Origin of the sequence: Mycobacterium lentiflavum (assembly GCF_022374895.2) — a bacterium.
Lineage (GTDB): Bacteria > Actinomycetota > Actinomycetes > Mycobacteriales > Mycobacteriaceae > Mycobacterium > Mycobacterium lentiflavum.
Genome location: NZ_CP092423.2, coordinates 913545 through 927923 on the forward strand (window position 1 = coordinate 913545; position 14379 = coordinate 927923).

At 66.6% G+C, this 14379-nt stretch carries 13 protein-coding genes; 5 read left to right on the plus strand and 8 right to left on the minus strand.

Translation table 11 applies throughout. From position 1 onward, the window contains the following. Positions 1–37 precede the first annotated feature (37 nt). From MJO58_RS04480 to MJO58_RS04515, 8 genes are all read right to left on the minus strand, one after another. Complete coding sequence (locus tag MJO58_RS04480) at positions 38–919, minus strand: cyclopropane mycolic acid synthase family methyltransferase (RefSeq protein WP_090600239.1); 882 nt, start codon at positions 917–919, stop codon at positions 38–40. Positions 920–1064: 145 nt separating this feature from the next. Then, a complete protein-coding gene (mmaA2, locus tag MJO58_RS04485) occupies positions 1065–1928 on the minus strand; it encodes a cyclopropane mycolic acid synthase MmaA2 (protein WP_090600242.1) in 864 nt (287 codons plus the stop codon). 92 nt (positions 1929–2020) lie between these two features. Then, positions 2021–2887 (minus strand): cyclopropane mycolic acid synthase family methyltransferase, encoded by an 867-nt coding sequence (locus MJO58_RS04490; RefSeq protein WP_239722120.1) that lies wholly within the window; start codon positions 2885–2887, stop codon positions 2021–2023. 141 nt (positions 2888–3028) lie between these two features. Then, entirely contained in the window at positions 3029–3892 is an 864-nt protein-coding gene (locus MJO58_RS04495) for a cyclopropane mycolic acid synthase family methyltransferase (protein WP_239722121.1), read from the minus strand. 115 nt (positions 3893–4007) lie between these two features. Beyond that, positions 4008–4937 carry an alpha/beta hydrolase gene (locus MJO58_RS04500; protein WP_420845312.1) on the minus strand — a complete coding sequence of 310 codons (930 nt, stop codon included), beginning with the start codon at positions 4935–4937 and terminating at the stop codon, positions 4008–4010. Then, positions 4937–6283: an ABC1 kinase family protein gene (locus MJO58_RS04505; RefSeq protein WP_175364349.1), complete on the minus strand. Its 1347-nt coding sequence runs from the start codon at positions 6281–6283 to the stop codon at positions 4937–4939. The genes MJO58_RS04500 and MJO58_RS04505 overlap by 1 nt, the downstream gene beginning before the upstream one ends. Before the next feature lie 61 nt (positions 6284–6344). Further along, positions 6345–6920, minus strand: a complete 576-nt coding sequence (locus MJO58_RS04510; protein WP_239723165.1) for a DinB family protein — start codon at positions 6918–6920, stop codon at positions 6345–6347. Positions 6921–6943: 23 nt separating this feature from the next. After that, positions 6944–7231, minus strand: a complete 288-nt coding sequence (locus tag MJO58_RS04515; RefSeq protein WP_239722122.1) for a DinB family protein — start codon at positions 7229–7231, stop codon at positions 6944–6946. A gap of 60 nt (positions 7232–7291) precedes the next feature. Between MJO58_RS04515 and MJO58_RS04520 the strand changes: the two genes are divergently transcribed. The 5 genes from MJO58_RS04520 to rplL all read left to right on the plus strand — a co-directional run bounded on the left by MJO58_RS04520 (position 7292) and on the right by rplL (position 14322). Next, positions 7292–11461, plus strand: a complete 4170-nt coding sequence (locus MJO58_RS04520) for a glycoside hydrolase family 38 N-terminal domain-containing protein (protein ID WP_239722123.1) — start codon at positions 7292–7294, stop codon at positions 11459–11461. Further along, positions 11458–12075: a DUF7158 domain-containing protein gene (locus MJO58_RS04525; RefSeq protein WP_239722124.1), complete on the plus strand. Its 618-nt coding sequence runs from the start codon at positions 11458–11460 to the stop codon at positions 12073–12075. Before MJO58_RS04520 ends, MJO58_RS04525 begins: the two co-directional genes overlap by 4 nt. Positions 12076–12081: 6 nt before the next feature. Further along, positions 12082–12987 (plus strand): ROK family protein, encoded by a 906-nt coding sequence (locus MJO58_RS04530; RefSeq protein WP_239722125.1) that lies wholly within the window; start codon positions 12082–12084, stop codon positions 12985–12987. A gap of 266 nt (positions 12988–13253) precedes the next feature. Continuing rightward, a complete protein-coding gene (gene rplJ, locus MJO58_RS04535; RefSeq protein ID WP_239722126.1) occupies positions 13254–13895 on the plus strand; it encodes a 50S ribosomal protein L10 in 642 nt (213 codons plus the stop codon). A 31-nt stretch (positions 13896–13926) separates the two neighbouring features. Next, positions 13927–14322 (plus strand): 50S ribosomal protein L7/L12, encoded by a 396-nt coding sequence (gene rplL / locus MJO58_RS04540; RefSeq protein WP_085222909.1) that lies wholly within the window; start codon positions 13927–13929, stop codon positions 14320–14322. The last annotated feature ends 57 nt before the right edge of the window (positions 14323–14379 follow it).

Genomic DNA, 14379 nt, shown 5'->3' on the forward strand with positions numbered 1-14379 from the left:
CTTTACGCCAGGCCCCCCGGCGGCCCGACCCATCAGTCTACTTTTCCAGCGTGAACTGGTTGCAATCGATATAGCCCATGCGGAACGCCCTGGCGCAGCCGGTCAGGAATTTGATGTACCGCTCGTAGACCTCTTCGGATTGGATCTCGACGGCCTGGGCTTTGTGGTCCTCCAGAGCCTGGGCCCACAGGTCGAGGGTTGTTGCGAAGTCGGACTGCAACGACTGGCGGCGGGTGACGCCGAAACCCACCTTCGCGGAGTGCTCTTCCACCTTCTCGATGGACGGCAGCCGGCCCCCCGGGAAGATGTCGTTCAGGATGAACCGGATGAACTTCGCCATCTCGATGGTCACCGGGATGCCGCGCTCCGTCATCTGCTTGGGATGCAACGCGGTGATTGCGTGCAGCAGCATCACGCCGTCCGATGGCATGGCGTTGTGAGCGAACCTGAAGAAGTCGTCGTAGCGTTCGAAGCCGAAGTGCTCGAGCGCCTCGATGATGACGATCCGGTCGACCGGTTCGGTGAACTCCGCCCAGTCGGTCAGCAGTGCCCGGTGGGTGCGGTCGGAGTCGATCGTGTCGAGCACCTCCTGGCAGTAGGAGTGCTGATTTCGAGACAGGGTCAACCCGACCACATTGACGTCGTACTTCTCCACGGCGCGCTTCATCACCGAACCCCAGCCGCAACCGATGTCGAGCAGGGTCATCCCCGGCTCCAGTCCCAGCTTGTCCAGCGTCATATCCAGCTTCGCGACCTGCGCCTCCTGCAGCGACATGCCTTCGCTGGGGAAGTATGCGCAGCTGTAGGTGCGAGTCGGGTCCTGGAACAGCGCGAAGAATTCGTTGGAGAGGTCGTAGTGCGCTCGAACGTCGGCCTCGTTGGATCGCATCCGTGTGGCGCTAGCCGAACTTTTAGACATATATCCCCCCGGTGGCATGGCGTCCCGGCGGGGAGGCCATCTGGGGGACCCTACACCTGGCCGGACGCGGCTATCGGATTTGAGCCGCGATGCCACCAGGTTTCTCGATGGCCGACCCGCCACCCGTCCGGGTGCGCGCGCGACGCTACTTCTCCAGGGTGAATTGGTTGACGTCGATGTAGCCGACCCGGAACGCGTTGGCGCAGCCGGTCAGGTATTTCATGTATCGCTCGTAGACCTCTTCGGACTGGATCTCGATGGCCTCGTCCTTGTGCGCTTCCAGCGCCGCCGCCCACAGATCGAGGGTCCTGGCGTAGTGCGGCTGCAGCGATTGGCGCCGGGTCAACCGGAAACCGTGCTTCGACGAGTGGTCCTCGACCTTCTCGATGGACGGTAGCCGCCCGCCCGGGAAGATCTCGGTGACGATGAACTTGATGAAGCGGGCCATCTCGAACGTCAGCGGGATGCCGCGTTCGACGATCTGCGGCCCGGTCAATCCGGTGATCGTGTGCAGCAGCATCACGCCGTCATCGGGCAGCACGTTGTAAGCCATCGTGAAGAAGTCGTCGTAGCGATCATGGCCGAAGTGCTCGAACGCGCCGATCGACACGATGCGGTCGACGGGCTCGTCGAACTGCTCCCAGCCGGCCAGCAGCACCTGCTTGCTCCGGGGGTTGTCCATTTCGTCGAACGACTTCTGCACGTGCGCGGCCTGGTTCTTCGACAACGTCAGGCCGACGACGTTCACGTCGTACTTCTCGACCGCGCGGCGCATGGTGGCACCCCAGCCGCAGCCGACGTCGAGCAGCGTCATGCCCGGTTGCAGGCCGAGCTTGCCCAGCGCCAGGTCGATCTTGGCGAGCTGCGCTTCCTCCAGCGTCATGTCGTCGCGCTCGAAGTACGCGCAACTGTAGGTCTGGCTGGGGTCCAGGAACAGCCGGAAGAAGTCGTCGGACAGGTCGTAGTGCGCCTGCACATCGGCGAAGTGCGGTGTCAGTTTCCGAGCCATGACCGTTTGCCTTCCTGACGAAAACGCACCTAAAGATACCCCGCCCGCGCCCCGGAACCGGCTATTCGGTCCCGGGGGTCAACGCTGCCGGGTTACTTTGCCAGCGTGAATTGGTTGACGTCGACGTAGCCTTGCCGGAATTTGTCGGCGCAACCGGTCAGGTACTTCATATAGCGCTCGTAGACCTCTTCGGACTGGATCTCGATCGCCTCGGTTTTGCGCGCTTCCAGCGCCGCTGCCCACAGATCGAGGGTCTTGGCGTAGTGCGGCTGCAGCGATTGGCGGCGAGTCAGCGTGAAACCGGCGTCACTCGAATGTTCTTCCACCATAGGGATTTTCGGCAATCGGCCGCCGGGGAAGATCTCCCGCTGAATGAATATGATGAAGCGCAGCAGGTCGATGGAGATGGGTAAGCCCAGGTCGATGATTTCCTGCTTCGTGAAGTCGGTGATGGTGTGCAATAGCATCACGCCGTCGCCCGGCAACACGTGGTAGGCCATCTTGAAGAAGTCGCTGTAGCGGTCGTGGCCGAAGTGCTCGAACGCGCCGATCGATACGATGCGGTCGACGGGTTCGTCGAACTCTTCCCAGCCGGCCAGCTGCACGCGCTTGCTCCGGGGGTTGTTGTCCATTTCGTCGAACGACTTCTGCACGTGCGCGGCCTGGTTCTTGGACAGCGTCAACCCGATCACGTTCACGTCGTACTTCTCGACCGCGCGGCGCATCGTGGCACCCCAGCCGCAGCCGACGTCGAGCAACGTCATGCCGGGCCGAAGGCCCAGCTTGCCCAGCGATAAATCGATCTTGGCGATTTGGGCTTCTTCGAGCGTCATGTCGTCGCGCTCGAAGTACGCGCAGCTGTAGGTCTGGCTTGGATCCAGGAACAGCCGGTAAAAGTCGTCGGACAGGTCGTAGTGCGCCTGTACGTCGTCGAAGTGTGGTTCCAGTTTTTGCGCCATAGCGTTGCGCCCTCCCCCGCGAAAACGCGTCGAACATCCCCCGAGCCCGAGTGGGCAAAATTTTATTACTCCGCATCTGCCCACATTGACGAACGGCGAAACCTCGCAGTTCAACCCGACTGTCATGTCGGGCGTGTCGCGCTACTTGGTCAGAGTGAACTGTCCGACGTTGGAGATGCCCTTCCGGAACAGGTCAGCGCAGCCGGTGAGGTAGCGCATGTAGCGGTCGTAGACCTCTTCGGACTGGATGGCGATGGCGCGGTCGCGATTGGCCTCCAGATTGGCCGCCCACATGTCCAGCGTCCGCACGTAGTGCGACTGCAGATACTGGGTCTGCTCGAGCGAGAAACCACTGGCCTGGGCGTTATCGACGATGTCGGGTTCACCGCACATCTGGCCGCCGGGGAAGATCTCCTTGCCGAGAAATCGCAGAAAGCGCAGATCGGTCATCGTGATCGGGATGCCGTGCTCTTTCCAGTAAGACTGCGGGTGCGTGAAGATGCTGTGCATCAGCAGCCGGCTGTCGTCCGGGAGAACCTCGTAGGCCCAGTCCCAGAACGCCGGCCATCGCTCCTTCTTGAACGCGTCAAAGGCCTCAAAGCTGATGATCCGATCGACGTGCTCGTCGAACTCTTCCCAACCCTGCAGGCGGGCCTCGGCCCGGCGGTTAGTTGGGATCGCGGCAAGACGAGATTTGCTGCGCTCGTAGTGATTTCGGCTGAGTGTGATGCCGATGACATTTACGTCGTACTTCTCCACCGCGCGGACCAGCGCTCCGCCCCAACCGCATCCAACGTCGAGCAGCGTCATTCCCGGCTCGAGCTTCAGCTTGTCCAGGCCCAGATCCAGCTTGGCGCGCTGCGCCTCTTCCAGCGTCATATCGTCGTTCTTGAAGTATGCGCAGGTGTAGACCATGTTGGGGTCTAAGAACAGCGCGAAGAAGTCGTCAGAAATGTCGTAGGTGGCCTGCGACTCTTCGTAATACGGCTTCAATTTCGCGACCATCGCGTCCTCCCAAGTATCAACGCTTCAACTCTGTGAGATCTCGTGAACTCTGTGAGATCTCATGCGAAAGTTGCGACGAACAAGATACAGCCTAAGCCGCCTGCTCGACTCTGGCTCAGCTGGCCTCGGCGAAGTTGCCCGTCAAAACACCGATCACCGGATCCCACAGCTGCTGTGGCAGATCATGGCCCATTCCGTCGAATAACACCAATCGGGCGCCGCTTATTGCGCGTGCGATCGCACGTCCTCCGAAAGGCCGCATCAGTTTGTCGGACCGACCGTGGATGACAACCGTCGGTGCCGTGATGCGCCGATCGTGGTGCAGCAGGCTCCCGCTGCCCAGGATTGCGCTGAACTGCCCGGCGATGCCCTGCGGGTAGTAATTGCGGTCGTATCCCTCGGCGGCCTCCGCGCGGACCTGCTCGTCTGGAATGCGGTAACCCGGACTGCCGATGATCCTGCTCACCCGGACCGCATTGTCGAGGATCACGTCGCGGGGCGAGCTTGGCGGCGGACCTTTGATCAATGCCAGCAATGCGCGCGGTGCGGGCGGGGGCAGGAACGCCGAATTGTTGCTCGAAAAGAGGACCCCGAGAGTCCTTGTGCGATGAGCGAATTTCGCGGCGAAAACCTGGGCGATCATCCCGCCCATCGATGCTCCGACGACGTGGGCCGCCTCGATGTCCAGATGGTCCAGCACCGCCGCGGCGTCGTCGGCCATGTCCTCCAGGGTGTACGTCGCCTTGCTGCGCAGACCGACCCAGGAGCGGCCCAATCGCGTGATCAGCGACTGGCCGACGCTACGCCGCTCGGTCTTGCCGGACAGCCCGACATCCCGGTTGTCGTAACGGATTACCCGCAGGCCGTGGCCGACCAGCCGCTCGCAGAACTCGGTGCGCCACAGCAGCAGCTGGGCGCCGAGGCCCATGATCAGCAGCACGGGCGGGTCCTCGGGATCGCCCATGTCCTCGTAGTAGAGCTTCAAGTCGCTCTCGGGATTGCTCGGGGCGGGTCCGGCACTCGCGTAGCCACTGCGGATTTCCACTAGGCCTCCAGGTCGCTGTCGTGCTCGCGGCTGACCTCGACCATGAAGTTGGCGAAGTACCCCGTCAGCTGCGGGTCGGACATCATCTGCCACTTCGGCGCGAGCAGCTTCATGTACCGCTCGACGTAGAGGAACTGCTTGCCGATCAACACCAACTCGCGGGGCAGCTTGACGTCGTAGGCATCGGCCAGCGTGGACAGCTGCTTCCCGATGTCGGCGTAGGACATGTCGCCCAGCGTCGACATGGTCAGCGGGGTGGCGAATTTCTCCAGATCCCTGGCGGCCTCGGCTTCGGGCTTCACGGTGCCGACGGCACCCATCAGCACGACGATCTTGCCGGCCGCGGCGTGGTCCTTCGTCACCAGCAACGCGTACACCAACTCGCGCAGCAACCAACGGGTGCGCGGGTCGATGCGGCCCATGATGCCGAAGTCGAAGAACACGATGCGGCCCTGGTCATCGACGTACAGGTTGCCCGCGTGCAGGTCGCCGTGGAACAGCCCGTGCCGCAGCCCGCCTTCGAAAAGCGAGAACAGCAGCGCCTTCACCAGTTCGACGCCGTCGAACCCGGCCTTGCGGATGGCGGCGACGTCATCGATGCGGATGCCCTGCACCCGCTCCATCGTCAGCACCCGGTCGCTGGTGAAGTCCCAGTGCACAGTCGGCACCCGGATGTTGCGGCCCAGCGGCGATACGTGCAGATGCGAGACCCAAGCCTCCATCGACTGCGCCTCGAGACGAAAGTTCAGCTCCTCGGCCAGGTTGGCGGAGAAGTCGGCGACCACGTCTTGCGCTGACAGCCGGCGGCCCAGCTTGGCCAGCTCGACGGCCTGGGCGAAGCGTTTCAGGATCTGCAGGTCGGCGGCGACCCGGCGGCGGATGCCCGGGCGCTGGATCTTGACCACGACCTCCTCGCCGGTGTGCAGCGTGGCGTAGTGCACCTGCGCGATGGATGCCGAGGCGAACGGCGTCTCATCCCACTTGGCGAACAGGTCGGCCGGGTCGGCGCCGAGCTCCTCGACGAACAGCTTGTGCACCTGTTCGGAGTCGGCCGGCGGGACCCGGTCCAGCAGGCCGCGGAATTCGCGGGACAGCGACTCGCCGAACGCACCCGGGCTGGACGCGATGATCTGGCCGAACTTCACATACGTCGGACCCAGGTCGGCGAAGGTCTGGGGGAGCTGCTTGATCACCTTCTGCTGCCACGGGCCCCGGCCCGGCAGCTTGGTGACGACGCGAGCGGCGGAACGAGTGACCTGCCAACCGGTGACCGCCACGCGGGCCGCTTCGATCGGCAACGGCACCCGGTCGAGCTTGGCCACGTCTCGGTGTTTGGTAGAGCTCATCCCAGCAGTCTGCCAAACCAGCGCTGTCAAGACCCAATTCACTCTCCGGTGAGCAGGCCTTTTACCGATCCGGCCCAGTGCTCCAGGGTGTCACCCAACCCTCGATCTCCCAGCCTTCCAGCCCGGCGATCAGGTCGTACATCGTGGCTCCGTCGATGGTCTCCCGAACGATGTCGGCGTGCCCCGCATGCCGGGCCAACTCGTTGATGACGTGCAGGATCACCCACCGCACCGACCAGGCATCCAGGTCCTTGGGAAACCACGGAACATCGTGTGGCACCGGCACCGCAGCGTCGAGGTCGGCGGTTTCCACCAGCCGCAGCGACTCCGCGTTCTGTTCCGCGAACTCCCGCAGCAGCCCGTCCAGCGTCTCGTCGGGCCGCATCACGTGCTGGTCCGCGAACTCCTTTGCGTCGAACGGCCGGGGATCCTTCGGTGCTGCGTGCGGCGCGGCCGCAATGCGTGCCATCCAGCTGCGTTGCATCCGTGTCACGTGCTTGACCAGCCCGCCGACCGACAGCGCACTGGCCGACGGTGCCGACCGGGCCTGCTCGTCGGTGAGGCCGTAGGACACCGCGAAGTAGGAGCTTTGGTGAAACGCCAGGTATTCGCGCAGGGCGCTGCGCTCGTCGGTCACCGGCGGGGCGAGGGCTGGCATGATCAATCCTCCTGGTTGACGGTTTGGCGATGCGCGTAAAGGTCGCGCAGGCAGGCGATCTCGGCACCATGGTGGATCGCTTCGCGATTGATGTGCAAGACCAGCTCGGACAGTGGGTAATCGGCGTACGGCCCCTCGGCCGAGCCGCAGCGCCGTGTCAGGTCGGCGGCCGACAGCGAGCGCACCCCGGTGATCCACCCGTCGTCGGTGAGGCCGTCCAGGCGCGGGCGGAGCTGCTCGCGCCAATGCCAATCCAGCTGATCGGCCAGTTGTGTGGTCAGGTCCGTCACCCTGCCCAGCTTTGCAGCAAGGGGTGACAAGTCTGTAGTCGAGCAACGTAAGGTGCGGGCATGCAGCTGATTTCGGCGCGCTCGACCGAACTGTTCGTTGGGCCGCAGAACACGCCGCTACAGCTGGCCCGTGTCGCCGTCGAGGGGGTGACCGAGTCGATCCCGCTACGCATCGACGGCGACGGTCTGCACGGTGAGGCGATCGCCGAGGCAGGCGACGAGGACGTCGAGATTGCGGTGACCGTGCAGCGCCCGATCGTCGGTGAGCGGCGACCCGCCCGGGTGCACGCCGGCGACCACAGTGTTCAGTTCGAGTTCACCGTGGCCGAGCCGGGCTGGACGATGTTCATGGTCAGCCATTTCCATTACGACCCGGTGTGGTGGAACACCCAAGGCGCCTACACCAGTGAATGGCGAGAAGACCCGCCGGGCAAAGGTCGGCAGACCAACGGTTTCGAATTGGTGCACGCGCATCTGGAAATGGCCCGCCGCGAGCCCGAATACAAATTCGTGCTGGCCGAGGTGGACTACCTCAAGCCGTACTGGGACACCCACCCCGAGGACCGCGCCGACCTGCGCCGCTTCATCAACGAAGGCCGGGTCGAGATCATGGGCGGCACTTACAACGAACCCAACACCAACCTCACCAGCCCGGAGACGACGATCCGAAACCTGGTGCACGGCATTGGTTTTCAACGCGATGTGTTGGGTGCCCATCCGGCCACGGCATGGCAGCTCGACGTGTTCGGCCACGACCCGCAGTTCCCCGGGATGGCCGCCGATGCCGGGCTGACGTCGAGTTCGTGGGCCCGCGGACCACACCACCAGTGGGGACCGACCCACTCCGGCGGTGTCGAGGGCATGCAGTTCTGCAGCGAGTTCGAATGGATTTCGCCCTCCGGGCGCGGCCTGCTCACGCACTACATGCCGGCGCACTACGGGGCGGGCTGGGGGATGGATTCCTCGGCGTCACTGGTCGAGGCGCAAGACGCCACGTATGCGGTGTTCGAACAGCTCAAGAGGGTTGCGCTGACCCGCAACGTGCTGTTGCCGGTGGGCACCGACTACACCCCGCCGAACAAGTGGGTCACCGAAATCCACCGCGACTGGGCCGCGCGCTACACGTGGCCGCGATTCGTGTGCGGCCTGCCGAAGGAGTTCTTCGCCGCGGTGCGCGCCGAGCTGGACGAGCGAGGGTCGGCACCGTCCCCGCAGACGCGCGACATGAACCCGATCTACACCGGCAAGGACGTCTCCTACATCGACACGAAACAGGCCAACCGCGCTGCCGAAAACGCGGTGTTGGATGCCGAGCGCTACGCGGTGTTCGCCGCGCTGATGACCGGCGCCGACTACCCGCAGGCCGCACTGGCCAAGGCGTGGGTGCAGCTGGCCTACGGTGCGCACCACGACGCGATCACCGGCTCGGAATCCGACCAGGTCTACCTCGATCTGCTGACCGGTTGGCGCGACGCGTGGGAACTGGGTCGCGCGGCCCGCGACAACTCCCTGGCGCTGCTGTCGGGCGCCTTGAGTTCTCAGGCCGGTGACATGGTCGTCTGGAATTCGCTGACGCATCGGCGCACCGACATCGTCACCGCACGGGTCGATCCGCCGCTGCCCGCGGGGGCGCGGGTGCGCGACACCGACGGTGCCGAGCTGCCCGCAATGGTCGAGCATGACGGACGGTCGGTCACCTGGCTGGCTCGTGACGTCCCGTCGCTGGGCTGGCGGGCTTACCGGCTGGTTCCCGCCCAGGACGCGACCGGATGGGAGTCGGTGCCCGGACACGAGATCGAAAACGAGCACTACCGGTTGGCGGTGGACCCGGCCCGCGGCGGGGCGGTGGTGTCGTTGGTTCAGGACGGCCGCGAGCTGATCGCGGACGGGCGGGTGGGCAACGAGCTCGCCGTCTACGACGAATACCCGGCCCACCCGACTCAGGGCGAGGGACCTTGGCATCTGCTGCCCAAGGGGCCGGTGGTGGGCTCGTCGGAATCGCCGGCGCAGGTGCAGGCTTATCGCGGACCGCTCGGTGAGCGGATCGTCGTGCATGGCCGGATTGGCGAATTGCTCTGCTATACACAGACATTGACGCTGTGGAACGGCGTGCCCCGGGTGGATTGCCGCACCACGATCGACGACTTCACCGGTGCGGATCGGCTGCTGCGGCTGCGCTGGCCGTGTCCGGTGCCGGGCGCCATGCCGGTCAGCGAGGTGGGTGACGCCGTCGTCGGCCGCGGTTTCGCGTTGCTGCACGACGGACCTCGCTCGGTGGACACCGAGCACCTGCCGTGGACGTTGGACAACCCGGCCTACAGCTGGTTCGGTCTGTCGTCGGCTGCGCGGGTTAGGCTGGGAAACAAGGGTATTCGCGCGCTATCCGTAGCCGAGGTGGTGTCGCCGTCGGAAGCGTCCTCCGGACCGCTGGCGCGCGAGCTGATGGTCGCTCTGGTACGCGCCGGCGTAACGGCCACCTGCAGCGGCGCCGACCGGCCGCGCTACGGCAACCTGGCGGTCGACTCCAACCTGCCCGACGTCCGCATTGCGCTGGGCGGCCCTGACCGCAACGCCTTCACCAAAGCGGTACTCGCCGAAGCCGATCCGGAGTACGTCGAGGAATTCGAACGGCAGCTGTCGAAGCGGGGCCGGGCCAGGGTGTGGGTGCCCGCGGCGACGACATTGGCGGCGGCCTGGGTGCCCGGAGCCGACCTGAGCGGGGTGCGCGCGTTGCCCGTGCTGGTGATCGACGGCACCGACGAGAAGCGCCTCAACGCCGAAATAGCCTCGGTGACAGACGATCTCGATGACGCCGAGATCGTCGTCATACAGCGCGCCGGGTCGGGCGCAGAACCCTTCGAATCCCGCACGGTCGCGTTGCTCAACCGCGGCGTGCCGAGCTTCGCCGTCGAGAGCGACGGCACGCTGCACACCGCGCTGCTGCGGTCCTGCACCGGCTGGCCGTCCGGCACCTGGATCGACGAACCGCGGCGCACCGCGCCCGACGGGTCGAACTTCCAACTGCAGCACTGGACACACCACTTCGACTACGCGCTGACCGGCGGCGACGGCGACTGGCGGCACGCCGACATCCCGAACCGCAGCGCCCAGTTCTCTCATCCGCTGCACGCCGTCTTCTGCGATCAACGGCGAGGCACGCTGGCCTCCACCGGGTCGCTGCTGCACGTCGAGCCCGCGGATACGGTGCACGTCGGCGCGTTCAAGGCGGCCGGCAACCCGCTGACAGCCGGTCGCGCCGAGCCCGTCGACCCCGCCGCGGTGGCGCTGCGGCTCGTCGAATCGACCGGTGCCCGCACTCGGGTGTCGATCGGTTCGACGCTGGGCAAGGTGGGCTCGCTACAGCTCGCCGACCTGCTGGAGACGCCGCAGGGCCGCAAGCGGTCGATCGAGCTGCACGGTTATCAGGTCGCCACCGTGCTGGCCCGGCTCAAGATCCCCCAGGCATTCGATGAGCCCACCGCGCTGGCCCCGGAAGCCGAGAACGCCCAGCCGCTGTACGCGCGTTACTGGCTGCACAACCGGGGGCCGGCGCCGTTGGGCGGGCTACCGGCCGTCGCGCACCTGCACCCGCAGCGGTTGACCGCCGAGCCGGGCGGCGAGCTGACGCTGCGGCTCACCGCGGCCAGCGACTGTACCGACGCCGAACTGCACGGCGTGGTCGCGCTGGTGTGCCCGGACGGCTGGTCGGTGACCCCCGCCGAGCTGCCGCTGCGGCTCGGCAGCGGCGAGCACCGGGAAGCCGACGTAGTGCTGACGATCCCGGCCGCAGCTGCGCCCGGCCCATACCCGATCCGGGCGCAGCTGCGCATCATCGGGGACAACATCCCGGCCGCCTGGCACCAGACCGTCGAAGACGTGAGCATCGTCGAAATCGATGCGGACCAGGACACCGAGCTGGTCTACCTCGTCGACGGGCCCGAGGAGATCGCGATGCGCGCCGGGCAGACGACCCGGCTGGCTGTGACGATCGGCAGCCATGCCGCGGCAGACCTATCGGCCGAAGCCCATCTGATCAGCCCCTGGGGCACCTGGGAATGGATCGGCCCGGCCTCGGTCGGTGCGGTGTTGCCGGCCCGCAGCACCGTCGAGTTCGGCTTCGACGTCAACCCACCCCCGTGGCTGGAACCCGGCCAGTGGTGGGCCCTGATCCGGGTGGGCTGCGCCGGACGGCTGGTCTACTCGCCGGCGGTGCAGGTGACCGTGACATGAGCGTGCAGGCGGTTGCTACCGTCGCCGGCGCACCCGTCGCGGTTGAGGAGGTCGACGCGGCCGAGGCGCGATTGCGCAGCGGCCCGCACGCGGCGGCGTTGCCTGCCCGCGGCACCAGGGAGGGCCGCCAACTGCGGCGCTGGCTCACGCAACTTCTGGTGACCGAACGCGTGGTCGCGGCCGAGGTGGCCACCCGCGGATTGAGCGTCGGCGACGCGCCGACCGAGGCCGAGCTGCTGCCCGACGTGACGGCCCGGCTGGAGATCGGCAGTGTGGCCGCGGCGGCGCTGGCGGATCCGCGGGCGCGCGCGCTGTTCGTCGACGTGACGGCCGCGGTCCGAGTCAGCGATCTACAGGTGGCCGACTATCACGCCCGCAATCCGCTGCGGTTCGCCGCGGCGGGCCCCGACCGCCACGGCTGGCGCGCGCCGTCGGGTGTCGAGCCGCCGCCGGTGGCGGTGCGCGCCGCGGTCACCGAGCATCTGCGCGGCGCCGCGCGCCGTCGCGCCTTCCGGCTGTGGCTGGACGAGCGCCGCGCCGCACTGGTGGTGCTCGCGCCCGGCTACGAGCATCCCGGTGACCCCCGCCAACCCGACAACACCCATCGGCATTGATCGGCCGTGCTTACTCTCGGTTTGGACATCGGCGGCACGAAAATCGCTGCGGGACTTGTGGATTCCGACGGCAAGCTGGTCTACAACGCGACCCGTCCGACCCCGCCCGGCGGTTCGGCCGAACAGGTCTGGGAAGTGGTCGCCGCCATGGTCGCCGAGGCCCTAGCGGCGGCCGGCGGTGCGGTCCGCGCGGTGGGGATCGCGTCGGCCGGGCCCATCGACCTGCGCACCGGAACCGTCAGTCCGATCAATATCAAAGGGTGGCAACACTTTCCGTTACGGGACCGGGTCGTGGCTGCGGTGCCCGGGGTGCCGGTGCGGCTGGGCGGTGACGGATTGTGCATGGCCCTCGGTGAGCATTGGCAAGGCGCGGGGCGCGGTGCGGGCTTTCTGTTGGCCATGGTGGTGTCGACCGGCGTCGGGGGCGGATTGGTGCTCAACGGCGCGCCTTACACCGGGCGCACCGGCAATGCCGGGCATGTCGGTCACGTGGTGGTCGAAGAGGGCGGTGAGCGGTGCGCGTGCGGGGGCCGCGGGTGCGTCGAGACAGTCGCGGCCGGTCCGTGGATGGTGCGCTGGGCGCGGGCCAACGGATGGTCGGCGCCGCCGGTTGCCGGCGCTCGCGAGTTGGCCGCCGCAGCGGCGGATGGGGATGCGGTAGCGCTGCGCGCATTCCGGCGAGGCGCCACCGGGCTCGCGGCGATGATCGCTTCGGTGGCGGCGGTCTGCGACCTGGACCTCGTCGTCATCGGGGGAGGAGTCGCAAAGTCCGGCCGCGTGTTGTTCGACCCGTTGCACGCGGTGCTGGCCGATTACGCCGGGCTGGATTTCCTGGCCGGGTTGCGGGTGGTGCCCGCCGTGCTAGGCGGCGAGGCCGGCCTGGTCGGCGCGGCCCGGCTCGCGGGGGCCTAGCCGACCGCCTCGCCGTCACCTGAGATCCGCCGTTTTGGCCGACCGCGTGTCGTCACGCTATCCTTGGTGCCGATCCACCGAAGACCGTCGGTCACCGATCAATCGGTTGAAGGTCCGGGAACATCCCGGCGGCCCACGCAGGAGGACGAGGCATTACCGCCGGCGCTCGCGCCGGTGTATTTCAACGCCCCGTGCCGCTTCCTGCGCCGGGGCGTTCGTCGTTCCTCGGGGAAGCGCAGAAGACACTTTTAACGAGGAGGTTATGCATGGCCAAAGCCGACAAGGCCACCGCCGTAGCGGACATTGTCGAGCAGTTCAGCGCCTCGACCGCGACCGTCATCACCGAGTACCGCGGCCTGACGGTCGCCAACCTGGCTGAGCTGCGCCGCTCGCTGGCGGGTTCGGCCACCTACACCGTGGCTAAGAACACGCTGATCAAGCGGGCAGCGACCGAAGCCGGGATCGAGGGTCTTGACGAGTTGTTCGCGGGTCCGACGGCCATCGCGTTCGTCAGGGGCGAACCGGTTGACGCCGCCAAGGCCATCAAGACCTTCGCCAAGGAGAACAAGGCGCTGGTCATCAAGGGTGGCTACATGGATGGCCACCCGCTGACGGTGGCCGAGGTCGAGCGGATCGCCGACCTGGAATCCCGCGAGGTGCTGCTGGCCAAGCTGGCCGGTGCTATGAAGGGCAACCTCGCCAAGGCTGCCGGCCTGTTCAACGCTCCGGTCTCGCAGTTCGCCCGCCTCGCGGCCGCCCTGCAAGAGAAGAAGGCGGCCGACCCGGCTGCCGCGGCGGCTCCGGCCGCAGAACCCGCTCCCGAGGCGGCCGCTTCGGAAGCCCCCGCCGAGGCGGAAGCCCCCGCCGAGGCGGAAGCACCCGCCGAGGCACCGGCCGACGCCGAATAACCCAAAAACCCAAACCAGGAAGGACCCCACCATGGCAAAAATCTCCACCGATGACCTGCTCGACGTCTTCAAGGAAATGACCCTGCTCGAGCTCTCGGACTTCGTGAAGAAGTTCGAAGAGACCTTCGAGGTCACCGCGGCCGCCCCGGTCGCCGTTGCTGCTGCCGGCGGCGCCGCCGCCGGCGGTGCGCCCGCCGAGGCCGCCGAAGAGCAGTCGGAGTTCGACGTCATCCTCGAGGCCGCCGGCGACAAGAAGATCGGCGTCATCAAGGTCGTCCGCGAGATCGTCTCCGGCCTGGGCCTCAAAGAGGCCAAGGACCTGGTCGACGGCGCACCCAAGCCGCTGCTGGAGAAGGTCGCCAAGGAAGCCGCCGAGGAGGCCAAGGGCAAGCTCGAGGCCGCCGGCGCTACCGTCACGGTCAAGTAGTTCAACTCGCGCAAACCCCCGGGAGCCCCAGTGGCTGTAGTCCCGGGGGTTTCGTGT

Coding starts and splice junctions, on each gene's coding strand:
- MJO58_RS04490 (WP_239722120.1), bottom strand. CDS start 2,887: ATGGCGCAAAAACTGGAACCACACTTCGACGACGTACAGGCGCACTAC.
- rplJ (WP_239722126.1), top strand. CDS start 13,254: ATGGCCAAAGCCGACAAGGCCACCGCCGTAGCGGACATTGTCGAGCAG.
- MJO58_RS04495 (WP_239722121.1), bottom strand. CDS start 3,892: ATGGTCGCGAAATTGAAGCCGTATTACGAAGAGTCGCAGGCCACCTAC.
- rplL (WP_085222909.1), top strand. CDS start 13,927: ATGGCAAAAATCTCCACCGATGACCTGCTCGACGTCTTCAAGGAAATG.
- mmaA2 (WP_090600242.1), bottom strand. CDS start 1,928: ATGGCTCGGAAACTGACACCGCACTTCGCCGATGTGCAGGCGCACTAC.
- MJO58_RS04520 (WP_239722123.1), top strand. CDS start 7,292: ATGCAGCTGATTTCGGCGCGCTCGACCGAACTGTTCGTTGGGCCGCAG.
- MJO58_RS04505 (WP_175364349.1), bottom strand. CDS start 6,283: ATGAGCTCTACCAAACACCGAGACGTGGCCAAGCTCGACCGGGTGCCG.
- MJO58_RS04525 (WP_239722124.1), top strand. CDS start 11,458: ATGAGCGTGCAGGCGGTTGCTACCGTCGCCGGCGCACCCGTCGCGGTT.
- MJO58_RS04480 (WP_090600239.1), bottom strand. CDS start 919: ATGTCTAAAAGTTCGGCTAGCGCCACACGGATGCGATCCAACGAGGCC.